Source organism: Nisaea nitritireducens (assembly GCF_014904795.1).
Classification (GTDB): domain Bacteria; phylum Pseudomonadota; class Alphaproteobacteria; order Thalassobaculales; family Thalassobaculaceae; genus Nisaea; species Nisaea nitritireducens.
Window position 1 is genome coordinate 36684 of record NZ_JACZFS010000031.1, and the last position, 23439, is coordinate 60122.

Genomic DNA, 23439 nt, shown 5'->3' on the forward strand with positions numbered 1-23439 from the left:
TCAGTCAGTCCCCAATGATCGGCCGAGTACGAAATGTGCGAAACCGGCCTCGCGCATTGCTGCGCTGTCGAGCAGACCGTATGGATCGACCACAGCACGCCCCCGCATCACCTCCGCAAGGCGGCTGACATCCAGCTCCCGGAGTTCCGGCCACGGCGTCGTCAGGAACAGCACATCGGCATCCCGGCAAGCCTCCAGAGCATTTTCGCAATGGTTCAGATCGGGGAGCACACCAGCTTTCACCACCGGGTCATACACGACGATCCCGGCATCGCCGCCGAGATTTTCGAGCAGCACCAAGGACGGTGCATTCTTCAGGGAGTGGGTGTTTTCCTTGTAGGCGAGCCCCAGAACCGCGAGCCGTGGATTGTCGCCCAGCATCGGCCGGATAAGATCCCGGTACGTTCTGTATGGCCAGTCCTTGCGCCACTTGCTGTTCGATACCCAGGCCTCGACCACGCCAGCATCTGTCTGCTTGGCTTCGGCAAAGCGTATAACGGTCGCGAGATCCCGCTCCAGATTGCCGCCGGATAGGCCGAGGCCCGGCGTGAGATAGGAGTATTGGCCGATCCGCCGGTCGAGCTTCAGTGCCGGGACAATCTCGGACCAGTCCGCACCGATCCGCTCGCACAACTCCGCCAGCGTGTTCGCCGTCGAGACCGAGGCGACAAGGCAGCAGTTGATCGAGATCTTCGCCAGCTCCGCACTCTCGTAGCGCATCGGCAGGATCGGGCACTCAAATGCGCCGAGCAGTGCCGTATAGGCTTCCGGCAGCGGCACAGCCGCATCGGCACAGCCGACGATATACCGCTCGGGATACCGTGCCCGCTCGATGGCCCGGCCGAAGACCAGTGTCTCGACCTGGTAGAACAGACGATCCTTCGGGAAATCCAGCGCGCGTGTGAAACCCGGCGGCACCTGGCACAGAATGACCAGTAAGGCATCGGGCCCAAGCGCGGGGATGATCTGGTCCAATAGTGCCTGTACCCGGCTCAGATCGGATTGCCCCCCGTCATCCGTCGGCACATCGACCGAGATATAGACAATATCGGCCCGACCGAGATCCGCAGTCTGAGCGGTGAAGGTCAGCCGCTCCCTATTCGCGGACAGCATCTCCGGCAGATCAGGTTCCACCACAGGAAGTTCTTCCCGATCGAGCCGAGTTACCTCTTCCTCAGTTTCAGCGAACCCGATTACCTCAAAGCCAAGATCAGCCACGGCGACAGCCGAGTTCAGGCCCAGATGAGTCATCCCGGCAAATCCGATCACGGGCTTTCTCACACCATTCGGCATTTACTCACGCAACTCCCTGAATTGTCGCGGACAGGCGCCCCAGCGCACGATAGAGCCAGCGGTCATTTTCGAGATTGGATACTCCTTCGCCCGAGCAAAGCGCTTTGAAGTGGGCATATTCGGCTTCCCAGGTCGGATCGTCCTGAACCAGCGTCACGGCCTCTTCCGGTGGCCTGCCACTTGGCAGCACGCGGCGGCGATGCACGAATCGGGATGGCCCCCATTTGCAGAGCGATTCGATATGGGCCGTGCCGTGTTCGGCAAATACATCGCAGGTAAAGTGGTTCCGCCAGGACAGCAGGGACATCTCAAGCTCGATCCGGGGGCCGGCCCCGTCCGAGGCGACGACCACATGATCCGGCGCCGCATTCTCGAAACAATCGGCCGAGACGATCCGAAAATCGTCGACGATATCGCCGAACCAGAACCGCACCGTGTCGAGCAGGTGGCTACCCAGATCGGGCAACACGCCCGCGCCCGTGTCCCGCCAGGCAGAGTCGCGCACAAGCCGTGCCGTGCCGTTTCCGTAAAACATCCGGCAGCGATAAATTTGACCCAGAGTGCCGGACGAGATCAGCTCGCGCATACGGACAAAATGCGGCTCGAAACGATGATTATAGGCAGTGTAGCAAACCGCACCTGAAGAAGCGGCCAGCCCTCCAAGTACATCCATCTCGGCTTCATCGGAAAACCAGAGCGGCTTTTCCACCAGCACATGCTTGCCGTTACCGAGCAAGTATTTCAGCAACTCGAACTTGGGCTCGTCCGGCGTGCAGACCAGCGCTGCATCGTAATTGTCCAGCGGGACGCTTTCGAGGGTCCGGAACCCGGCTTCGTCATGAAAAGGATCCACGGTCCCGACGCAATCGGCTCCCGCAACACGGCGTCTCTTATGGCCCTGAACACCGAGGCCAACGACAAGGGCACGCATGGACAAAACTCCGTCCTAACTCTCGAATCTGGCGCGTCGCTCGACGGCGGATATTTTCTTCAACACATCCGCAGGGGTGACCGGAATGTTGCCGTCCTGCTCGCACTCTATGGCTGCCGCAAATGACCCTAGGATCGTTGCGATCGGCGCGCTACCCCGCGTCATCATGGCAAGGGTCGCATAGGCGAGCAGAGCATCGCCCGCCCCGACAGCGTCTTCCACCCGATCAGCGAAACTGTCGACGACAAAGAAGGAATCGAGCGCTTCATGATCCGCGTTCCGGCAAGTCAGAACGCCTCGATCCCCCAGCTTCAGAATCAATGTTTGGCATTCCGCCTCATCGTAAATCCGGGAGGCAAGCGGGCGAATACCCGAATCCTGATCCGCGATACTGAACCGTGCTTCCCGTTCGTTCGGGGTGATCAGATCGAAGCCCTTGAACTCGGTGATATTACCCCAGCGGCTTGCGACCTGGCTGTCAGCAACCTTGAACAGGCCGGGCTGTATCGCCTCGGTCAAAGACGGGATGGTGCGGCGGTTGAAAATGCCGTGACGGAAATCGCCGAACACGACCGCGCCTTCTTTCGTCGCCCTGATCTGCTTGATCAGCCGGACGCGGATGTCATCGGAGATGCTGGAATTGTCGAGCGTGTCGATTTTCAGCAGCCGGTATCCACCGGCCACGATGGCGTTCTTGTTGGTTGTCGGTCGCGTCGGGTCGATGATCGGCTTCAGTCTGATCCCTGCAGCTTCCAGATCCGCGATGACAAAATCCTTGTATTCGTCATCCCCAAGAACAGTGGAGAAAGTCACCTCGGCACCGGCAGCAGCCAGATGCTTCGCAACGATCGCCGCACCGCCGATATAATCGCGCCTGCCCTGGTACGACACGCTGATCGTCGGCGTCTTGGTCTGGCCGCCGATCAGCGATGTTTCCGTATAACTGTCGACGATCGTATCGCCGATCACATGGACCTTTTGCCCGGCCATCGAGCTTAGAGTGGAAGAGAGATCTTCAAACCCGAAATCTTCCTGGCCCATCAGGGTCAGAAGCTTTTCCATCGGGATCTGCGGTGCTTCGAGGTCGATCAGTCTGGACGACGAATAGACGATATCTCCAGGCGTGAAGATCACCTCGCCACCGTAGGATTGAACGGTGTCCAGCTCTTCCTGCGTCTTTGGCGGCAGACCTTGCGCCGTATATTCATAACCCTTGGCGAAAAAATCCGGCTGGATTGCGAGCAAATTGTCGAGCGGTTTGGCGTTCTGGTCGATCACGACATAGTCGACCATTTCAAACGCCGCGAGATTAAGTGCTCGAAGCTGTTCCGGTACGTGCGGGCGATAAACGCCCTTCGCGATATGCCGGTCAGCGGTCAGGCTCGCGATCAGAATCTTGGCTTTGCTCTTTGCAAACCCCAGGTGACGCAGATGCCCCGGATGCACCACATCGAACACCCCGTGGCACATGATCACCTTCTTACGGCGCGGGAAGCTGCCGACAATCTCGGCAATCTCGGCAGCTGTCTTGATCTTGTGCTTGTAGCGGTCGGTGAATTCGGCACTCATTAAAAAGCTTTCCTGATCATCCGAGCCGCCCCGCCTCCGGGAAAGAAGCTCTTGTAATCGCCCACGATACCCTCATCGGGATCAGGGGGCAAAGCGATGACATCACGGAAGCAGAGGTCGCAGTGGCGACGCAATTGGTCCGATCCGGACTTGCCCCGGTCCGCCCTACCCTCTATCCAGAACACTTCGGCTCGGGACACTGACGTGACGGGCGCCCCGGAGCGTCCGGGGCCGGATAGATCCAGCAAGGATATCCGCGGCGGCTCGTGGCCGGGATGGCAGTATTCCCGCGCCCCCGTGCACGCGGCGGTGGGGGATGAGATGAGCATTTCAGATAAAAAAATCACCGGAAAACTGGGCGTGATGGTCTGCGGGCATGGCAGCCGCGATCAGGCCGCCGTGGACGAGTTCGCGAAACTCGCCGTCCGGATCAAGGAACAGATGCCGGACATGCCGGTGGATTACGGCTATCTGGAATTCGCCACGCCGATCATCCGCACCGGGCTTGATGCTTTGAAAGAACAGGGTGTGACGGACGTACTGGCGGTGCCGGGCATGCTGTTCGCCGCTGGTCACGCCAAGAACGATATCCCGTCCGTGCTGAATACCTATCAGGCCCAGTCGGACGGCATGAATATCCATTACGGCCGCGAGCTCGGCATCGATGTGAAGATGATCAGAGCCGCCTCGGCCCGCGTCGAGGAAGCCCTGCAAGCGGCAGGCGATAACATCTCAAGGCACGAGACCATGCTGGTCGTGGTCGGCCGTGGCGCGTCGGATCCCGACGCCAATTCGAACGTGTCCAAGGTGATGCGGCTGCTCTGGGAAGGCATGGGCTTCGGCTGGGGTGAGACAGCTTACTCCGGCGTCACCTTCCCGCTGGTCGAACCGGCCCTCGAGCATGCCGCCAAGCTCGGCTACAAGCGTATCGTTGTGTTCCCCTATTTTCTCTTCACCGGCATTCTGATCACCCGGATCTACGATTACGTCGACAAGGTCGCGGCCCGGCATCCCGAGATCGAGTTCGTCAAGGCCCCGTATCTGAACGACCACCCGCTGGTGATCGAGACCTTCCTCGACCGAGTCCGGGAGATCACTGACGGTACCGGCAACATGAACTGCCAGATGTGCAAATACCGCCAGCAGGTGCTCGGCTTCGAGGACGAGGTCGGCCTGCCGCAGGAAAGCCATCACCACCATGTCGAGGGCATCAACGACAGCGATGGCCATAGCCACGATCATGATCATGGACATGGTCATCACCACCATGATCACGATCACAAGCACGGACAATCCCATGACCACGGGCACGATCACAGCCATGGACATGATCACGGACACGGGCATGACCATCATCATCACCCCTATCCCCATGCGGACCATCCGCTTGGCCCGCGCACGCTGACCGATTCCTGATCCGGCCAGCCGTCATGACCGCGCCAACTTTCGAATATGAGAAAGATCCCGCCGCCATCTACCGGCGATCCTTCGAGATTGTCCGGACGGAGACCGATCTTTCCCGGTTCGACGCCGACGAGGCCGAGGTCGCGGTGCGCCTTGTGCATGCCTGCGGTATGCCGGAGATCGCGCCCGATCTGGTTTTCTCGACCGGTGCGGTCGCGGCTGGGCGGACGGCACTTGCCTCGGGAGCGCCGATCATCTGCGACGCGGCCATGGTCGCTCATGGCGTGACACCGAAATTGCTGCCGGCCGGGAACGAGGTGATCAGCCTGATCCGCGATCCGCGCCTGTCCGATCTGACGAAGGCCGAAGGAACGACACTCTCCGCCGCCCAGGTAACACTCTGGCAGGAGCACCTTGACGGTGCGGTGGTCTCCATCGGCAATGCACCGACGGCGCTGTTCCGGCTGATGGAGAGCATTCTTGCGGGAGGCCCGCGCCCGGCCGTCATTCTCGGCTTTCCGGTCGGCTTTGTCGGCGCAGCGGAATCGAAACAGGCACTGGCGGCAACCGCCGGTCTGCCGCCCTTCCTCACCCTGCCGGACAGACGCGGCGGCAGTGCCATGGCGGCGGCGGCGGTGAATGCACTGGCGATCCTCGCCGGGAAGGGCCTCGCCCGATGATGTCTGAGACCCCCTGGCTACGTGTGATCGGCATCGGCGAAGACGGGCTGGACGGCCTCACCCCCACCGCGCACGCACTGGTCGACAGTGCCGAGGTGCTGATCGGCGGCGCCCGGCATCTCGCAATGGTGCCCGACGACAGACGCGAACGGCATGAATGGCCCTCCCCGCTCAGCAAACTGGTCGAAGCGATCCTCACCATGCGCGGCCGCCCGGTCGCGGTGCTGGCGACCGGCGACCCGATGCAATTCGGCATCGGCGCCACCCTCGCCAAGCATCTCCCGGCCAGTGAAATGGCGATCCATCCGGGACCGTCCGCGTTCTCCCTCGTCGCCGCGCGCCTTGCCTGGCCGCTCTCCGAAGTGCGCACGCTGACCCTGCATGGGCGCCCGCTTGCCCTGCTCGCCGCAGCCCTGCAGCCGGGCCTGAAACTGATGCTGCTGAGCGACAGCCGGGAAACACCGGGGCAGGTTGCGGCCTATCTCAACGGTGCCGGGTTCGGCGCCAGCACCATGAGTGTGTTCGAGCATATGGGCGGTGATGCGGAACGTCGGCTCGACGGCACGGCGGCCGATTGGCCGCACCCGCCCGGTGCAGACTTCAACACCATTGCCGTGGCGCTCTGCCATCCGGACAGACCGGCCGCGCTGGGCTCCACACCGGGCCTCGATGACGATCTCTACGAAAACGACGGTCAGCTCACCAAGCGCGAGGTCCGCGCAGCGACACTCTCCGCCCTGAGGCCAGGACCGGGCCAGTTGCTCTGGGATGTCGGCGCGGGCTCCGGCTCCGTTGCCATCGAATGGATGCGCATGGACCCGCTGGCGAAAGCCGTCGCCATCGAGAGCAATCCGGAACGTATTGAAACCATCCGGCTCAATGCAGACGCCCTCGGGGTGCCGTTTCTCAGGATCGTGGAAGGCCGCGCGCCGGAGGCACTGGCAGGGCTTAAAGCGCCGGATGCGATCTTCATCGGCGGCGGGATCACTGGCGAGAATGTGCTGGATAGCTGCTGGTCCGCACTGAAGCCGGGCGGAAAACTGGTCGCGAATGTGGTGACTCTGGAAGGCGAAGCCGTGCTCTTCGCGGCGCAAGCGCGCCTCGGCGGGCAGCTTTCCCGTATCGCTGTCTCCCGGGCGGAGCCAGTCGGCCCCTATCAGGGCTGGCGGCCATTGATGAGTGTCACCCAATGGGCCGTCACCAAGCCTACAACGGATAAGGCGGAATAGCGGCATGACCGGTTTGCTCACAGGCATCGGCGTCGGGCCAGGCGACCCGGACCTGATCACGCTGAAGGCGCTGAAACGGCTGCAGGCGGCGGATCTGATCTGCTATCCGGCGCCGGAGGATGGCGACAGTCTGGCGCGCGAGATCGCCGCGCCGCACATCCCGGAAGGCCACGCGGAATACGCCATCCGCATGCCGATGGTGACCTCCCGGTTCCCGGCGGCGCAGGTCTATGACACAGCCAGCCTGCACATAGGCGCAGCGCTCGACGCGGGCCAGAATGTCGTCGTGCTGTGCGAGGGCGATCCGTTCTTCTACGGCTCCTTCATGTATCTCTACGAGCGGCTGGCGCCGAAACACCGGGCCGAGGTGGTGCCTGGCATCTCCTCCCTAATGGCCTCCGCCGCCGTGCTCGGCGCCCCGCTGGTCTCCCGCAATGACGTGCTGACGGTTTTGCCCGCCCCACTGCCGGACGATATCCTGCGCGCCCGTCTGGAGAACACGGACGGCGCCGTGATCATGAAAGTCGGCCGGCATCTTGAGCGCGTCCGGACCCTGCTGGCAGATCTCGGCCTGCTCGACGATGCCCGCTATATCGAACATGCGACAATGGACAGCCAGCGCTGCCTGCCGCTTGCCGAGGTGGATGCCACTGCCGCCCCCTATTTCTCCATGATCCTCCTGCATAAACGCGGTGAGGCCTTCCTCGAGGGAAGCCGCCTATGACAATCGTCGTTCTGTCCCCCTCCGGCCGCGAGGTCGGTGAAAAGCTCGCCAAGGCGCTGGAGATGGAGCTGCATGCCCGCAGCGCGCCCGCCGACCGGGTTTTCACCGAAGTCGCGGAGCACTTGCGCGATCTGTTCACCATCGGCTCGCCTATTCTGTTCGTCGGGGCCGCCGGAGCATTGATCCGCATCCTGGCGCCGCTGCTGGCCGACAAGGAAGCGGAACCGCCAGTGCTGGCCATCGCCGAGGACGGCTCCGCTGTCGTGCCATTGCTGGGCGGACACCATGGCGCCAACGATCTGGCGCGCACAGCGGCAGCCGCACTCGGTATCGCCCCATCGATCACCACAGCGAGCGACCTCAGTCTGGGCGTCGCGCTCGACAATCCACCCGCCGGATGGCACCTCGCCCCCGGCGCCGATTACAAGAGTGTCGCCGCAGCCCTGCTCGCCGGAGAGAGCGCCGCCATCGATCCGGCGCTGGACTGGCTGGCTGACGCGGACATTAAGCGGAACGATACCGCCGATTACCGGATCACTGCCTCCATCGAAATCGCCGATGCCGCACAAAAGAGCCTGACCTATCACCCGGAGCGCCTCGCCCTCGGCGTCGGCTGCGAGCGGGATGCGGAGCCGGACGAGCTGATCCGTCTGGTCGAAGAGACGTTGGCCGAAAACAATCTCGCACCCGAGGCGGTTGCAAGCGTCTATTCCATCGACGTCAAGATGGACGAGGCGGCGGTGCATGCTCTTGGCACCCATCTTGGCCGCCCTGTTCGGTTCTTTGACGCAGCCCGATTGGAAGAAGAAACACCGCGCCTCGCCACACCGTCGGACGTGGTGTTCCGGGAAGTTGGCTGTCATGGCGTCAGCGAAGGTGCGGCCCTTACCGCCGCCGGGCCGGACGCGGCGCTGATCGTACCGAAGCGGAAATCGAAACGGGCCACCTGCGCCATCGCCGAAGCACCCGCGCTGATCGACACGGCCTCCACCGGCATCGCGCGCGGGCAACTCGCCCTGGTCGGGATCGGCCCCGGTGCGGATTTCTGGCGCACCCCGGAAGCAGATGCGGCCATCCGCGATGCCGAAGTGATCGTAGGCTACGGCCTCTATATCGACCTGCTCGGCCCGCTCGCGGCAGGCAAGGAGCGGCATGATTTTGCCCTCGGTGAGGAAGAGAAACGTGCCGCCTATGCGCTCGATCTCGCAGCGAAAGGCAAGTCGGTCGTGCTGGTGTCTTCCGGCGATATCGGCATCTACGCCATGGCGACGCTGGTTTATGAGCTGCTGGATAAGGCCGGACGGAAGGACTGGGAGCGGCTGCATGTCTGGGTCACGCCCGGCATCTCCGCCCTGCAGGCCTGCGCCGCCCGGATCGGCGCGCCGCTCGGCCATGATTTCTGCACCATCTCCCTTTCCGACCTGCTGACCCCGTGGGAAGCAATCCAGCAGAGGGTGAAGGCGGCTGCCGAAGGGGATTTCGTGATCTCTTTCTACAACCCGGTCTCGATGCGCCGCCGGACCCAACTTGCCTATGCCCGCGAGGTGCTCTTGCAGCACCGGCCGCCGGAGACTCCGGTCATCCTTGGCCGTTCGCTCGGCCGCGAGGAAGAGAAGATCACCGTGACGACCCTCAAGGATCTCTCGGTCGATCAGGTCGACATGCTGACGCTGGTCATGGTCGGGTCCAGCGAGACCCGGTATGACGGCAAACACGTCTATACCCCGCGCGGCTATGCCGGTAAGGCCGGCACCTCTATCCGCGCGGACAAAAACTCAGAGGCTGCACAATGACCGTCTATTTCATCGGCGCTGGACCCGGCGATCCGGACCTGCTGACCATCAAGGGCCGAGATCTGATCGCCCGCTGCCCGGTCTGCCTCTATGCCGGATCGCTTGTCCCCGAAGCCGTCGTCGCGCATGCGCCGGAAGGTGCCAAGGTGATCGACACGGCATCGATGACTCTGGACGAGATCCTGAGCGATATCGAGGCTGCCCATGCGGCGGGCCACGATGTCGCCCGGGTGCATTCCGGCGATCCGTCGCTCTATGGCGCCATCGCGGAACAGATCCGCCGCCTGCGCGCCCTGAATATCCCGTTCGAAATCATCCCCGGTGTGCCCGCCTATACGGCGGCGGCGGCCGCGCTGGAAACCGAGCTGACCCTGCCGGAAATCAGCCAGACGCTGATCCTGACCCGGACGACCATGCAATCCAGCGCCATGCCGGAAGGCGAGGAGCTGGAAGAGCTCGGCCGCTCGAAAGCCACCCTCGCCATCCATCTCTCGATCCGCAATCTGCGCCATATAGAACGCGCGCTGACACCGCATTACGGTGCGGACTGCCCGGTCGCCGTGATCTACCGTGCCAGCTGGCCGGACCAGCAGATCATCCGCGGCACTCTGTCGGATATCCGCGGCAAGGTCCGCGCGGCCAAGATCACCCGCACCGCGCTGATCATGGTCGGCCGCGTCTTGAGTGAGGAGAATTTCCGGGACAGTGCGCTCTATGACGCAGAGCACACGCATATTTTGCGGCCGGAGGTTAAGGCCTAGACCGCGAGACGACGGCGCGGGGACGGGGACCAGAAGGACATGGAGCAGGGCGACGATACGCGGCCGGACCAGATCGCTTTTGGCATCGCGTGCATTCTCGTCTCGGTGCTGTTTATGGCCTTCGCCGATGCGGTGGTGAAGCTGGTCAGTGCCGAGCTCACTCTGTGGCAGGTTTTTGCCGCACGCGCACTCATGGCGCTTCCTATTCTGGTGCCCCTGATGCTTGTGAGGAAAGCCGGATTCCGGCCGCGTACGCCGCGCTGGACCTGGCTGCGCAGCGCCTTGCTGGTGCTCACCTGGATCGCGTTTTACGCCTCGCTCCCGGAACTCAAACTCTCCGTCGCCGCCGTCGCCGTCTACACAAACCCGATCATCACCGCCCTGCTCTCCGCCGCATTGATCGGCGAAAGAGTCTCCCCGCGCCGCTGGGGCGGTGTCCTGCTTGGTTTTCTCGGTGTCGTCGCCATTCTCCGGCCGGGCACTGATGCCTTTTCCTGGTACGCGCTCCTGCCCCTGCTGGCCGCCCTGCTCTATTCCCTCTCGATGATTCTGACACGGAGCAAGTGCCGCGATGAAACACCTCTGACACTCTCCTTCACTCTCAACAGCGCGTTCCTCATCACCGGGCTGATCCTCACGATACTGCTCGCCCTCGCGAACATCGACGAAGGGACACAAGGAAGCGCGCCGTTCCTGCTTGGCGACTGGGGAGCCATGGGAGTCCGGGAATGGGGTGTAATGGCGCTTCTCGGCGCGCTCATGGCGCTCTATTCCGCCGGTACAGCCAAGGCCTACCAGATCGCACCGCCATCGATCATCGCGACGTTTGACTATGCCTATCTGGTCTCCGCAGCGCTCTGGGGCTTCGTCTTCTTTGCCGAGGAACCGGACCTTCTAACGGTGTGCGGCATGGTGCTGATCACAGCGGCAGGCCTGCTCGTCGCGGCACCGGGACGGAGTAAAGCCCCAGGCGTCATCCCGGCCAGAGAGCCGGGACCTAGGTGATCGTAGGGCTATACGCTCCATCCCTGGGTCCCTGCGTGCGCAGGGATGACGATTAAAGAATTCTCTCCACCCAGGTGAGCGCGCTTTCCACGTAGCCGACAATCTCCCCCTCCGGCAGGGGCGGGCGCGCAACCATCACCACCGGCATGCGGAGCGACCGGGCGGCGAGGATCTTGCCGTATGTGGCCGTGCCACCGCTGTTCTTTGAGACGATGACATCGATCGCGTTATCCTTCAGGAACGCCATCTCGTGCTCTTCCCTGAACGGTCCGCGCGCCAGCACAACCCGGGCCCCGGGAGGCAGTTCCGCTGCGTCCGGTTGCTCGACCGAGCGGGCGACGTGGGTGCAGTTCATCAGAGAGTGAAACGGCTTCAACTCCTGCCGCCCCACCGTCAGGAAGACCGTCAGCGGATGGGTTTGCGACAGCGCATCCAGATGCCTTGCCGCTTCCTCGTAGTCCTGTGCGTGATGCCAATTATCACCGGATGCCTGCTCCCAGGCTGGGCGTACCAGATGCAAGGAGGGCGTTCCGGTCTCAGACGCCGCTTTCGCGGCATTGGCCGAGATCTGGGCTGCATAGGGATGGGTTGCATCGACCAGCGCTGTGATGCCTTCTTCCCGGAGATAGGCTGCCAGTCCCTCCGTACCGCCAAAGCCGCCGGTGCGAATTACGCAATCCGGCAGTTTCGGGTTGCGGGTCCGCCCCGCCAGCGACAGCACGATTTCAAGGTCCGGATGCGCCACTCGGAGTGCGGTGACGAATGCATTGGCGAGATCCGTTCCGCCGAGCACCAGAATGCGCGCCATTTCTCAGGCCTCTCCCGCCGCACCGATCAGGTTGCCCTTGCGGTCGAACACCTCGACGATGATTTCCACTTCCGTGCCCGCGACCATTGCTGCCGCTTCAGCGCGAGCCAGCTCCCCAATCCGGTCGCCCAGCGGCAACCCGACCTCCAGCGCCATATTCAGAACCTCGAGCGCGGTGTTGCCGCCCTTTGCCCGTGCAACCAAAGCCGCATCACCACCCACCGCTGCAAGCTGTTCCGCCAGCCAGTCCATATCCACCTGGCTGCGGCCGGAATGCAGGTCCATATGGCCCTGCGCCAGTTTCGCCAGCTTGGCGAAACCGCCGCCGATCAGCACTTTCGGCAGCGGATGGCGGCGCAAGTATTTCAGCATGCCGCCGACGAAGTCGCCCATGTCCAGCAAGGCGGTTTCGTCCAGCCCGTGCCGCCTGACCACCGCCGCCTCCGAGGTCGAGCCGGTGCAGGCCGCGACCAGCGGGAATCCGCCGGCGCGAGCGACGTCGATGCCGCGATGAATGGAATGTATCCAGGCAGAGCAGGAGAACGGGATCACCACGCCGGTGGTACCGAGAATCGACAACCCGCCGACAATGCCGAGGCGCGGATTCCAGGTCTTTTTCGCCAGCGCTTCGCCACCCGGCACGGAAATCTCGATTTCCACATCTCCGCTGCCGCCGTGGGCACGGGCAACCTCCGCCACGACGCCGCGCATCAGCTCGCGCGGCACCGGGTTGATCGCGGGCTCGCCCGGCGGGATCGGCAGCCCCTCGCGGGTCACCATGCCGACGCCCTCGCCCGCCTTGAACACCACACCGCTGCCGGGGGCGCCAATCCGCACCGTGGAGAGGATGGTCGCGAGGTGCGTCACGTCCGGATCGTCGCCTGCATCCTTGACGATGGCGGCACTGGCCACTTCATCGCCCAGCGCTTCGCGGGCCAATGCAAAGTTCGGCTGCTCCCCTTTCGGCAAGGTGATGGAAACTGGATCAGGGAACTCACCCGTCAAGAGCGCCGTGTAGGCGGCCTTGGTCGCCGCCGTCGCGCATGCGCCCGTGGTCCAGCCTCGTCTCAGCGGTCCGTCCGGTTTTCTTGCCATGAAATCTCTTAACCGGTCCGGCGCCGCGCATCCATGTCGAATTCACGCGGCTTCTGGACGCAGAGGCAGTAGATCATCGTCTCGCCCGCCGGTATTTTCAGAATGAAACATCATCGTCCGCCGCGCTGGAAAACACCCCGGCGCGGGAGTAGGGTCTGAGCCATGACAAACGTGACAGATTTCGCCGCTGATTTCGCGCCGGGCAGCGTGTGGCTGGTTGGTGCCGGGCCGGGCCATGCCGGGCTTCTGACCCTGCAGGCTCATGCCGCCATGCAGGCCGCCGACGTGATCGTCTATGACGCGCTGGTCAGCGACGATATCCTGGCCCTCGCCCCCGCCGACACGCCGCGCGAATATGCCGGCAAGCGCGGTGGCAAGCCGTCGCCGAAACAGGCCGACATCACCCTCCGGCTGATCCAGCTCGCCAAGCAGGACCTGCGTGTGCTGCGTCTCAAGGGCGGCGATCCGTTTGTGTTCGGGCGCGGCGGCGAGGAGGCCCTGTCTCTCGTCCAGGCCGGTATCCCGTTCCGCATCTGCCCGGGTATCACGGCCGGGATCGGCGGGCTTGCCTTCGCCGGCATTCCGCTGACCCACCGGGACACCAATCACGCCATCACCATGATCACCGGGCACGACGCCACCGGCAATGTCACCGGGGTCGACTGGGATGCGGTCGCCAAGGGCAGCCCGGCGCTGATTCTCTACATGGCGATCAAGCATCTGGGCGCGATTGCGGACAAGCTGATGGCCGCCGGGCGCAGTGCGGACGAGCCGGTCGCACTTGTCACCAATGCCTCCATGCCGGACATGCAGGTGCTGGAAACCACGCTTGGCCGCGCGGCGGAAGATATCCGACTGCATGACGTGAAACCGCCCGCCATTGTCGCCATCGGCGAGATTGTGCGGCTGCGCTCCGGGCTCGACTGGCTCGGTGCCGCCGCCGGCAAGAGGCTCCAGGCTGACCCGCTTGGTCTCGGCAAGAGCGACACGAAGCAGACCGGATAAGCATGTGTCAAAGGGCCTGATCATCGCCGCACCGGCCTCTGGCAGCGGCAAGACCACGGTCACGCTCGGCCTGCTCCGGGCGCTCCGGCGCAAAGGCATTGATGTTGCCAGCGCGAAGGTTGGCCCGGACTATATCGATCCCGCCTTCCATGCCGCCGCCTCGGGCCGCGCTTGCTTCAATCTCGACAGCTGGGCGATGCGGCCGGAAACACTAGCCGCAGCACTTGATCCCGCTCCGGCGCTCACAGTCGTGGAAGGCGTCATGGGCCTGTTCGACGGTGCCCATCTCGGCAGTGATACAGCCCCTCTGGCCGATGGCTCTACGGCCAGCCTCGCGCGCCTCACCGGCTGGCCGGTGCTGCTGGTTGTCGATGCAGGAAAGCAGGCCCAATCGATCGCCGCGCTGACAGACGGTTTCGCCCGGTTCGACCCGGATGTCCGTCTGGCGGGCGTGATCCTGAACAAGGTCGGCAGCGACCGGCACGAAGCGATGCTGCGTCAGGCGCTCACCGCCGCAGGACATGCCGTGCTCGGCGTCGTTCGCTCAGACAAACTGATCGCCCGGCCAAGCCGCCATCTCGGCCTGGTTCAGGCGGGAGAGCACCCCGATCTTGAGGCCTTCCTCGATGCCGCAGCTGACCGGATGCCCGACGGCATTGATCTCGACGCGATCATGGCAGCTGCAACGATCAGCACGGCAACCGGCTCTGCTCCCGTGCCCCCCGCATTGCCGCCGCTCGGCCAGCGAGTCGCCGTTGCGCGGGATGCCGCCTTCGCCTTCTCATATCCGCATGTGCTCGACGGCTGGCGCCACGCCGGTGCGGAGCTATCCTTCTTCTCTCCTCTGGCCGACGAAGCACCTGCCGGCAATGCGGATGCGGTCTATCTGCCGGGCGGCTATCCGGAGCTGCATGCCAGGCGGCTTGCCGGGGCTGCACGCTTCCTCGACGGGCTGAGAGCAGCGGCCACGGGGGGAGCAAAAATCTACGGCGAATGCGGCGGCTACATGACCCTCGGGACTGTCTTGACCGATGCGGACGGCATCTCTCATCGGATGGCCGGATTGCTACCGCACGAGACCAGCTTCGCAGAGCCGAAGCGCCATCTCGGCTACCGAATCGCTTCGATGCTCGCCGACACGCCCCTTGGCACGGCCGGAAGTCTTTGGCGCGGACATGAATTCCATTATGCCGCCACGGTTGGAGCAACGGGCAACACGCCGCTTTTCCGAATTACCGATGCATCGGGATCGGATCTCGGCGAGATCGGTGCGCGAATCGGAACCGTCTTCGGCTCCTTCATGCATCTGATCGACTACGCGAATGCATGACAGGGGCGCCCACGGCTGTAGCCGGTGGGCGTCTCACGCAAAGACTGGTTTCTTGAAAGTCAGGCCGGCGGCTTGCCGCTGATGATTTTCGTCTTGGCCTTGGGCTTGTATTTCGGCGCCGTTTTCGCTTCCGCTTTCTTCAGCGGAACGCCGAACAGTTCGAGATGGTGGTCCACCAACTCGAAGCCCAGTTCCCGGGCAATGTATTCCTTCAGGGCTTCAAGTTCCTCGTTATAGAACTCGATCACATTGCCGGTCGTCACATCGATCATGTGATGGTGATGATCTTCCTCACCATTGATTTCCTCGTAGCGCGCCCGGCCATCGCCGAAATCACGCTTGGTGACGATATTCGCTTCCTCGAACAGCTTCATGGTCCGGTAAACGGTCGCGATCGAGATCGAACGGTCGATCTCGCGCACCCGTTCATGCAGGGATTCCACGTCGGGATGGTCCTCTGCCTCGGACAAGACGCGCGCGATCACCCGGCGCGGCTCCGTCATCTTCAGACCTTTTTCGAGGCACAGGGCCGCGACCCTGGATTCCATACTGGCTTCAGCCATTCCCTGACAACGCTCCGTATCCTGTCGGGACCACAGTCTGCTGGGGAGATTATACCAGCGCTACGGCCATGACAAACCAGCTTTCCGCAGGCCCTTCAGAGCCTCGCGATCCGGGTCCGTTCACGATCTCTCCAGAAACCGGTTTTACCCCCGAATCCAAAAAAATTGAATTTCAATAATATTGTACTAAAATACTTCTCCAAGTTCAGGAGGCAGACTGTGGCGCATGAAAGCACACAATTGCTGGTGAACCGAGACAGCATCAGCAGACTATATAATGTCTGGTCGACGTTACCGGATGGAAAGCCGCGCAACTTACTGGATCCGCTGCAATTCGGTCCCCGCCTGCTTCCCCATCTCGCCTTGCTGAAGGCAATACCGGACGATTATCGCTACGAGCTTGTCGGTGAACGTATCGGTGAATTGTCCCGCAGCCTGAAACCCGGCAGTACTGCCGGAGGGCAACATAAACCCGCAGCCTGCCGCTCCAATATGTTTCGCCTGATGCGCTCCGTTGCGGAATCCCGGAAACCGGCAGCACAAACAGCAGCTTTTGAAGGCAACAGCGGTATTCCAAGACGCTGCTTCAGCATGGTGCTTCCATTGTCGATGGATGGCATGGCGGTAAACGACCTGCTTCTCGGCCTGTGGCCCGTCCCCAGTCCCGCCGGGAGCAGCCTCAGCATCCTGATCGAGCCGGTCCTATCGGTTTCAGAGCTTGTCGAGGAACTGGATCTTCCCCACTCGGCCTAGCGCTTACGCTGCTTGAATGAACTCCAGGCGCACGGAATCTCTTGCCCGCTGCTAGGCAATTACGGCCGTTTTCAGGGAACGGGCATGCGTCGCAAGTTCAGCTTCCATCTCACCACCGCGCGATAAGTGCTTGGAGTCATGATGAGTCCTTCGGCAGGCACTGAAATTGCTCATACAATGGCATGGCAATTTCCCTTTCAGAGGTTGGCGCCACCGAACCCGGTCCCGTCGGCTCGCACATCGACACTGCCGAAATGGACAGCCTGTACCGGCTGCCCCTCGGTCTGCTTCCGCTCAAGACCATGGCTCTGAGGCGCCATTCCCTGATCAAGAACGCGCAACTTCACGCAGTGGTCGAGCTGTTCAAGGACACTGGCTCCGGTAGCGGACAGATCCAGCCAGATCACCTGCCCAACCATTTCAATTCCCAAGCCCCAGAACTGATGAGCGACGTTGCGATCCTGAAGCGCCTCGCCGCCATCGGTAGCTATGACGTCTATACCTTGCGCGTGGCGCTGCGGGAGTTGGATATAGGGTTCGAGAATTTTGACGCACTCCGACTTTCTCCGGAGAAATATCGTGAGCTGACCCAGTTCATGAAGCATTACACGAGGCCGATCGTCCGACGGCTTTTCGCGAAAGACGGCGCCGCGCTCGGCAACTATGGAAACCTGGTCGAATACCTGCGCAATCCAGACCGGGATACCGTCCTCGCCGAGTTGGAAAAACTGGCCGCCGACCTTGAAACCGATGTTTCCGCGATCCCGCGCTTTCTCGAGAATTACGGCGACACATTCCTCGGATTTTCCTATTTCCGCAGCTGTCTGACCGAGTCGGAGAATCGCATCAAGCTTTTCCGCCCCTGGGTTCAGGAGTTCCTCAACTCACCGGTCGCACAGGGAAACCCCTCGCTCCAGAGCAGGACAACGCACGCCATGCAGGCGCTGTACGGAATCGTCGCGTCGGTTAAACAGCGGTTCGACCATTTCGATCAGAGTTCCAGCCACTTTTGGGAAGACCCGACAGCCGAGTCCTTCCACACGCTGCGGGCGCAGATCGTGGAGCAGCATGGCGCCACCGGCAGCGTTCTGTGCGGGCTTGTCGTCAAGCTGAACCTCTGGGAAGAACGGTTCACCTCACGCGGCGGTAATTTCCAGCGGCGGCTTGAATTTCTTGAATCGGAAATCTTCCCCGGACTGAGCGCCCTCGCCGCTACAGAAAAACGCACGGCGAACCGGTATCAGAACTAAGGGACGTACTGTCCATACAGACGCCAGAACGCCCCCTGGTTGCGCAAAAATTAATCATTTCACAATTTAGGTGAATCTCTATCGAGATCGGGTCAAATCCGACCCAGTGAAGATTTATCGATACTTATCAAACAATACCGCCAGAAAACCGATACCAGGTCCAAATCTGGCAACAATGTTGCAGCGCACAAATCCTGCCAAATCCATCCAAAATCGGACCGTTGGGGGAAACCATGCTGCAATCACTGCACAATTCGCATTCCGGCCGGCCTGCCGCTTCGGCTTTTGCCGGCCTGCCCAGCACGCTTTCGATCGGCAACTGCATCAGTCTGTTCAGCGAGGTTGCCGACAGCACGACAGAGGCTGAAAGCCTGCAGCAATGCCTCGCCCCCGCCCTTGAAGCAATCTGCGCGTTCATGAACTGGCAATCCGGTCATGCATATCTTCGCACGCCAGAGGCCGGCACGATGGAGAGCGCCCGAATCTGGTATTGGGCCTCCCGCATTTCCAGCCGTGCACGATCCGAGTTCATCGAGGCAAGCGAAGCGACGGTGTTCTCCTCTGGGCAGGGCATGATCGGGCAGGTGATGGAGAGCGGATCCTGGACCCGGATACCGGATGTGCAGGTCCACCCGGGCTTCGTCAGGGCGAAGGCCGCTCAATCGCTCGGGCTCAAAGGCGCCTTTGCCTTCCCGGTCATCTCAGAGAATGACGTCGTCGCCGTGCTCGAGTTCTTCAGCGAGGAGCCAGCCGAACTCGATGCGGAGCTCGCGGGCCTGATGGCTTTTATCGGGGATCAACTCGCCCGCGTCTGTGAAAGGGAGAAGGCCACCAGGGCGCTCGATGCAATCGCCGCCGACTTCGAAACCGCCGTCCGCGGCGCTGTGGCAAGCGTTATGGACGCTGCCGGACACATGCGTGACCTCTCGGACCAGGTGACGGAGGAAGCGGACAATGCCGTCACACAACAAGAATTGCTGACCGACGAAACCATGACGATGTCGGAGATGCTGACGGGCATGGAGGAAGCATCGGAGCGCCTGGACAGTTCCGTTTCAGTGATCCAGACACATGCTACCGATACCGCGCGCGCTGCGACCGAAAGCCATCAGGTGCTGAAGACCGGTCATTCCGCAGTGAGCGCATTCTCCAGCTCGATCCTGAACATCAAGAGCATCGCGGAGTCGATCGACCGGATCTCGGGTCAAACCCATCTTCTGGCCCTGAATGCCGCCATCGAAGCAGCCCATGCGGGCGAAACCGGTCTGGGGTTCGCGGTCGTTGCCCGGGAAGTGAAGTCTCTCGCCGCGTCCGTCTCCAACCTGTCGCGGCAAATTGGCGACGAGGTGGTGTCCTTCGCTGAAGCAACAGACGTCAGCAGCGACGCCTTCGAAAGCGCGACCGACGCAATGGACCACCTGCTGAATTCGGCCGAAAATATCCGCGCCGCGATCGACCAGCACAATCAGGAGACCCGGAATATATCGTCAATAAGCCAGCAGACGACGGCACGCTCGGAAGCAATGCGGGACAGGCTGTCTGAGGTCGGCGTGGCCGGACGGGCCGCGGCAGACGCGGCGGCAAGAGTGCGCAGCCTCGCCGAGAATGTTGCCGTCGAAGGATCCGGCCTTGGTAGCGCCCTTGACCGGTTCGAGGCAAACCTGGCGCGAATCCGCTGAGCCCGGCCGCTGCGCGCCGGAGCGAAAGCGCCGCCATGGCAAGCATGTCGGCGTGTGCCGATTTTCCCCTTGCACCGACAGCCATGACGGCTTAAGTAGCCGTTCCCGCGCGAAATATGCCGCAGTAGCTCAGGTGGTAGAGCACGTCATTCGTAATGATGGGGTCGGGGGTTCGAGTCCCTCCTGCGGCACCACTTCTCCAAAGAAATGAAGCGCTCCGTTAAATTCGGATCAGGATCCCGGAACGAGGATCTTCGGCTGCGTCGGAACATTCATGTCCTTCGGCATGACCGATGCCCCACCTGACGGGATCGGCATTATCATCGCGTATTCACCCGCAGCCCGGATCTGGTCGCGGACCTCCGCCAACCAGCTCTGGTTCCGCCCGGCCCCGACCATCAGACGAACGAACAGCCCGGCGACAGTATCGACCTCGACAAAAAGCGGGGCTTCGGAAGCGAGCAATCCCGGGAATTCCGTGCGCAGCAATTCCCATCCCGCCAGCGCGGCCCCATGGCTCCGGTAGGAGGACAGATGCAGCCCGCTACCGCCAGTTTTTTCCGGCCAGTTCAGCTCACTGGTATGTAACTCAAGCCGTTCGAATCGGGCATTTGCCCGCGCATCAGCCACCTCTTGGTCCGCATTCAGTTTGCTGACCGCCCTGAGGGCGGCATCGACATCCGCCCGGATCTCGGAAAGTGCTTCCGGGTCCACTGACGCTGCCTGCGCCGGCGCTTGGGATGTGGCCGCACCGACAGACGCACCGGCAGACGCACCGGCGCCAAGTTCGATCCGCTTCTCGACCTTGCGGGCGACGATATTGAGATCGGTCTTCAAGCGCCCGAGTGTCTCTTCCACCTCTGACAGACGCGTGTCACCAGTGTCGGCGGCAGCCACCGTTTCGGAAATCCGCTCGTCGATATACTGACGGCGGCGAGGCCCGCGATCCGCCTCGACCCGGTCGAGTTCATCCCGCACATAGGCGCGGACGCGCAACTCCTCCGTGCCACTGCCAAAAAGGTCGCCGAGACCGCATCCACCGAGCACAAGCAACAGAGACACGGCGCAAATATGGGTAAATTTCATCGGGTTCCTCAACGGACCTACAATATCTTGTGGAATCATAACAGAGACACGGCGCTCTGAGAATCCCATGTCTGACAGTCATTTTTTTCCGATGTGTCGCACGTCTTTTCACGCGACCGGCATCCGCCAAGGATCCGGCGGCATTGCCGACAGAGGCAATCCGTCCCTAAGCTGTCCTCAGTGAAACTTAGGATTTCGCCCTATGCCCAGATACACGCCCGGCCCGTGGAGAATGAACACAAGCGGAGAGCTCTGGTCCTACGCCCGCGGCAATGCCCCGGCGCAGATCGGCTCCATGAGCTGGTCCTGCGATGCGCTGGAGCGCCAGGGGAATGCCCAGATGGTCGCCGCGTCGGCGGATCTTTGCGAGTGCCTCGACGAAGTAATGCTGTTGATCTCCCAGCCGGAGGTCGCAGATGCCATTCTCGATTGCGACAGATTGAAGACACGGGCGCAGTTGATTCTGGAAACTGCTCGTACAGTGCTCGCCGAGGCAACCGGACGCGACCTGCCGGAATGGCCCGGGCGCGACGAAACAGACACGCGCCTCGAAGGCTGATCTTCATGGATCTGAGGGCATTCGTCAGAACCATCGCCGATAGCGATGTTGTTGACTGGACACCGATCCTGCGCCCGACCTTCCGTCACCGCTTCGTGCTCCGGAACAATGCAAAGGGCGAGGAAATCGGACTGGCGGCGGATCAACACAGCCTGCATCTGACCTACCTGAAGGATATCCGGATCACCATGGCCTACGGCATGGTCGAGAATGCGAACTATCAGGTGCCGTCGCCCAACCGCTTCGCCAGCGAGAATGCCCGGACCCACCTGCTCGACTGTTTCTGGGAGGGCCGCCTCGCTTTTCGCGATACCATCGTGAATATCGGCCGTAACCGCTGCCTGCTGCCGTTACCCGCAGAATGGACGGAAACCGGCATGGAAATTCCCGTCCTGCGCTACGGGCTGGCAAGACTGATCCACGACCTGGCAGGGCCGCCGACCATCTTCGATGAGTATTTCAGCATGTCAGGAATGCAGAGGGTCAACCGCCGCTGGCCTTGAGAGGCAGGGCCGACAGCTCGGTAACCGAGCCTAGAACAGCTTTTGGAAACTCCCGCCCGCATAATGCAGCAGGTAGATCGTACCAAGCCCGCCACCGAGGATCAGAACCAGCAACAGCGTGACCTTGATGGCCATCGCATAATCGCCTTTCGTGTTCTTCCCTTTCGATCCCCGTGCAGTCGAAGGCCGCGCCGGTGCCGCGGCAGCGGCGGCCGGCTGTTCCGGTGCCGGCGGCGTCTTGTCACGGCTCACCTTCGAGCTGGTGTCGAACACCACGATTTCCTTGCCGTTCCCGGTCGCCTCGTCGAAGGTGTCCTTGATCACCTTGACGGCCTGGAACTGCTTCTCGCCGTGCAGTGACTTCGCGACATCAATGGCAGTGTCGCGATCCGGATAGGTCGAATCGACCGCCCAGTTTCCGCTTTTGAGCGTGTGCACCTCATAGAGGGTCTGAACCGCCATCGCCAACAAGTCCCAAACTCAAAAAAACAACCTAACCGGAAATCCGGTACAGCGTGTTTATATATAAATTAATCTTGATGACCCGTTAACGGTCTTTGGAAAAAACCCGCAAAATTAAAAAGGCCGCGCCGGAAAACCCGGCGCGGCCTCTTCAATTGGAACCCGGCAGACTATTCGCGATTACCGAACAGCTGCAGAAGGAACAGGAACATGTTGATGAAATCGAGATAGAGCTTCAGGGCGCCCATGATCGACTTCTTCGTCGACACTTCGTGCCCGTCGGACTCCATGTACATGTTCTTGATGTTCTGGGTGTCGTAGGCGGTCAGGCCCGCGAAGACCAGCACGCCGCCGACAGAGATCATGAACTGCATCATGGTCGAGGCCAGGAAGATGTTGACGACACTGGCGATCAGAATGCCGATCAGGCCCATGAACAGGAACGTGCCCATGCCACTGAGGCTTTTCTTCGTCGTGTAGCCATAGAGGCTGAGACCAGAGAAAGCAGCAGCGGTGATGAAGAACACCCGTGCAATACTCTCACCCGTGAAGACGAAGAAGATGCTGGCGAGCGAAAGTCCCATCACACCGGCATAGATGAAGAAGGTCATGCGCGCCGTGGAAGCCGACATCGACTGGATGCGGGCGGCCAGGAAAAACACCATGCCGAGCGGGGCGAGCATGATCACCCATTTCAGCGGTGAAGCGAAAATCAGCTGCGCGAAAGCCGGCGAGCTCATCGCCAGCAGCTTGGTGCCGATGGCGAAGAAACCGGTCAGCGCAAGGCCGATGGTCATGTGATTGTAGACGCCGAGCATGTAAGAGCGCAGGCCGACGTCGATTTGTGCGGCCTCCGCCTCGGCAGCAGTCATGTGTTTGCGATCCAAGTTCATGTCTCACTCCCAATGAGCCGAAGGTCAAAAAACAGTTCAGGAAAGAAGTAATGAGACACGTCAA

The 23439-nt window shown here is 61.9% G+C and carries 23 protein-coding genes and 1 tRNA gene; 15 read left to right on the forward strand and 9 right to left on the reverse strand.

Annotation, left to right across the window (positions count from 1 at the left end; genetic code table 11):
- Genes IG629_RS10925 through IG629_RS10935 form a run of 3 tightly spaced genes read right to left on the reverse strand, consistent with a single transcriptional unit; the run spans position 1 to position 3793 of the window.
- On the reverse strand, positions 1–1293 hold the full coding sequence (locus IG629_RS10925) for a UDP-glucose/GDP-mannose dehydrogenase family protein (RefSeq protein WP_193171983.1): 1293 nt from the start codon (positions 1291–1293) through the stop codon (positions 1–3).
- Between the two features lie 4 nt (positions 1294–1297).
- Entirely contained in the window at positions 1298–2224 is a 927-nt protein-coding gene (locus IG629_RS10930) for a Gfo/Idh/MocA family protein (RefSeq protein WP_193171984.1), read from the reverse strand.
- 15 nt (positions 2225–2239) lie between these two features.
- Complete coding sequence (locus IG629_RS10935; protein WP_193171985.1) at positions 2240–3793, reverse strand: PfkB family carbohydrate kinase; 1554 nt, start codon at positions 3791–3793, stop codon at positions 2240–2242.
- A gap of 321 nt (positions 3794–4114) precedes the next feature.
- On the opposite strand from IG629_RS10935, the gene IG629_RS10940 reads away from it, so the two are divergent.
- The 7 genes from IG629_RS10940 to IG629_RS10970 are packed head-to-tail and all read left to right on the forward strand — an operon-like array spanning position 4115 to position 11389.
- The gene (locus IG629_RS10940) at positions 4115–5209 is read left to right on the forward strand and encodes a sirohydrochlorin chelatase (RefSeq protein ID WP_193171986.1); all 1095 of its coding nucleotides are present in this window, start codon (positions 4115–4117) and stop codon (positions 5207–5209) included.
- A gap of 14 nt (positions 5210–5223) precedes the next feature.
- Entirely contained in the window at positions 5224–5877 is a 654-nt protein-coding gene (locus IG629_RS10945) for a precorrin-8X methylmutase (protein ID WP_193171987.1), read from the forward strand.
- On the forward strand, positions 5874–7106 hold the full coding sequence (gene cbiE, locus IG629_RS10950) for a precorrin-6y C5,15-methyltransferase (decarboxylating) subunit CbiE (protein ID WP_193171988.1): 1233 nt from the start codon (positions 5874–5876) through the stop codon (positions 7104–7106). Before IG629_RS10945 ends, cbiE begins: the two co-directional genes overlap by 4 nt.
- Before the next feature lie 4 nt (positions 7107–7110).
- The gene (gene cobI / locus IG629_RS10955) at positions 7111–7830 is read left to right on the forward strand and encodes a precorrin-2 C(20)-methyltransferase (RefSeq protein WP_193171989.1); all 720 of its coding nucleotides are present in this window, start codon (positions 7111–7113) and stop codon (positions 7828–7830) included.
- On the forward strand, positions 7827–9623 hold the full coding sequence (gene cobJ, locus IG629_RS10960) for a precorrin-3B C(17)-methyltransferase (protein ID WP_193171990.1): 1797 nt from the start codon (positions 7827–7829) through the stop codon (positions 9621–9623). Before cobI ends, cobJ begins: the two co-directional genes overlap by 4 nt.
- Positions 9620–10384, forward strand: coding sequence for a precorrin-4 C(11)-methyltransferase (cobM, locus tag IG629_RS10965; RefSeq protein ID WP_193171991.1), 765 nt, complete (start codon positions 9620–9622; stop codon positions 10382–10384). Before cobJ ends, cobM begins: the two co-directional genes overlap by 4 nt.
- A 39-nt stretch (positions 10385–10423) precedes the next feature.
- The gene (locus tag IG629_RS10970) at positions 10424–11389 is read left to right on the forward strand and encodes a DMT family transporter (protein WP_193171992.1); all 966 of its coding nucleotides are present in this window, start codon (positions 10424–10426) and stop codon (positions 11387–11389) included.
- A gap of 52 nt (positions 11390–11441) precedes the next feature.
- Here IG629_RS10970 and IG629_RS10975 read toward each other — a convergent pair whose 3' ends face one another.
- Positions 11442–12197 carry a cobalt-precorrin-6A reductase gene (locus IG629_RS10975; protein WP_193171993.1) on the reverse strand — a complete coding sequence of 252 codons (756 nt, stop codon included), beginning with the start codon at positions 12195–12197 and terminating at the stop codon, positions 11442–11444.
- Between the two features lie 3 nt (positions 12198–12200).
- A complete protein-coding gene (locus IG629_RS10980; RefSeq protein WP_193171994.1) occupies positions 12201–13292 on the reverse strand; it encodes a cobalt-precorrin-5B (C(1))-methyltransferase in 1092 nt (363 codons plus the stop codon).
- A 162-nt stretch (positions 13293–13454) separates the two neighbouring features.
- Here IG629_RS10980 and cobA point away from each other — a divergent pair, with 162 nt between their 5' ends.
- Positions 13455–14297, forward strand: coding sequence for a uroporphyrinogen-III C-methyltransferase (gene cobA / locus IG629_RS10985; RefSeq protein WP_193171995.1), 843 nt, complete (start codon positions 13455–13457; stop codon positions 14295–14297).
- Positions 14298–14301: 4 nt separating this feature from the next.
- On the forward strand, positions 14302–15627 hold the full coding sequence (locus tag IG629_RS10990) for a cobyrinate a,c-diamide synthase (protein WP_193171996.1): 1326 nt from the start codon (positions 14302–14304) through the stop codon (positions 15625–15627).
- Between the two features lie 59 nt (positions 15628–15686).
- Here the strand turns inward: IG629_RS10990 and IG629_RS10995 are convergent, their stop codons facing one another.
- Complete coding sequence (locus IG629_RS10995; RefSeq protein WP_193172119.1) at positions 15687–16175, reverse strand: Fur family transcriptional regulator; 489 nt, start codon at positions 16173–16175, stop codon at positions 15687–15689.
- A 234-nt stretch (positions 16176–16409) separates the two neighbouring features.
- On the opposite strand from IG629_RS10995, the gene IG629_RS11000 reads away from it, so the two are divergent.
- The 4 genes from IG629_RS11000 to IG629_RS11015 all read left to right on the forward strand — a co-directional run bounded on the left by IG629_RS11000 (position 16410) and on the right by IG629_RS11015 (position 20066).
- On the forward strand, positions 16410–16943 hold the full coding sequence (locus IG629_RS11000) for a PAS domain-containing protein (RefSeq protein WP_193171997.1): 534 nt from the start codon (positions 16410–16412) through the stop codon (positions 16941–16943).
- Positions 16944–17125: 182 nt separating this feature from the next.
- Positions 17126–18193, forward strand: a complete 1068-nt coding sequence (locus tag IG629_RS11005; RefSeq protein WP_193171998.1) for a hypothetical protein — start codon at positions 17126–17128, stop codon at positions 18191–18193.
- A gap of 233 nt (positions 18194–18426) precedes the next feature.
- A complete protein-coding gene (locus IG629_RS11010) occupies positions 18427–19872 on the forward strand; it encodes a methyl-accepting chemotaxis protein (RefSeq protein ID WP_193171999.1) in 1446 nt (481 codons plus the stop codon).
- Between the two features lie 118 nt (positions 19873–19990).
- Positions 19991–20066 (forward strand) — tRNA-Thr (locus IG629_RS11015).
- Between the two features lie 37 nt (positions 20067–20103).
- Here IG629_RS11015 and IG629_RS11020 read toward each other — a convergent pair.
- A complete protein-coding gene (locus IG629_RS11020; RefSeq protein ID WP_193172000.1) occupies positions 20104–20958 on the reverse strand; it encodes a hypothetical protein in 855 nt (284 codons plus the stop codon).
- Positions 20959–21190: 232 nt separating this feature from the next.
- Here IG629_RS11020 and IG629_RS11025 point away from each other — a divergent pair, with 232 nt between their 5' ends.
- Both IG629_RS11025 and IG629_RS11030 read left to right on the forward strand, forming a co-directional pair.
- The gene (locus tag IG629_RS11025) at positions 21191–21517 is read left to right on the forward strand and encodes a hypothetical protein (protein ID WP_226886617.1); all 327 of its coding nucleotides are present in this window, start codon (positions 21191–21193) and stop codon (positions 21515–21517) included.
- 5 nt (positions 21518–21522) lie between these two features.
- Entirely contained in the window at positions 21523–22020 is a 498-nt protein-coding gene (locus tag IG629_RS11030) for a hypothetical protein (protein WP_193172002.1), read from the forward strand.
- 30 nt (positions 22021–22050) lie between these two features.
- On the opposite strand, the gene IG629_RS11035 is transcribed toward IG629_RS11030, so the two are convergent.
- Both IG629_RS11035 and IG629_RS11040 read right to left on the reverse strand, forming a co-directional pair.
- Positions 22051–22482: a hypothetical protein gene (locus tag IG629_RS11035; protein ID WP_193172003.1), complete on the reverse strand. Its 432-nt coding sequence runs from the start codon at positions 22480–22482 to the stop codon at positions 22051–22053.
- 170 nt (positions 22483–22652) lie between these two features.
- On the reverse strand, positions 22653–23375 hold the full coding sequence (locus IG629_RS11040) for a Bax inhibitor-1/YccA family protein (protein ID WP_193172004.1): 723 nt from the start codon (positions 23373–23375) through the stop codon (positions 22653–22655).
- Positions 23376–23439 lie beyond the last annotated feature (64 nt).